The 241-nt window shown below is 60.6% G+C and carries 1 pseudogene; it reads left to right on the forward strand.

Annotated features, from left to right (window positions below):
• Positions 1 to 33 precede the first annotated feature (33 nt).
• Positions 34 to 241, forward strand: a pseudogene (locus tag QP415_RS12745) (AAA family ATPase); the annotation flags it as partial.

A 241-nucleotide genomic window follows, 5' to 3' on the forward strand; every position in this document is an offset into this window, starting at 1 on the left:
GACGAAATCGCACGTGCACAGACCATGATGCGCTTGGAACAGGCGACCGCCCGGTCGATGGAAGAACTCAGCCTGGAAGCTGACCAGCTCATCGAAGAATTCGGCCCCCATAACCTCGTGCCGGATTTTTCAGGCGAGGGCGACCCGACTGCCTTTTCGCGCCCCGAACAGGAAAAGGCACTGGCGGCTGCTGAACGTGACCTGGCAAAACTTGGCCGCGTGAACCCACTGGCACTGGAGG

This window comes from Pauljensenia sp. UMB3104 (assembly GCF_030217285.1).
Classification (GTDB): Bacteria; Actinomycetota; Actinomycetes; order Actinomycetales; family Actinomycetaceae; genus Pauljensenia.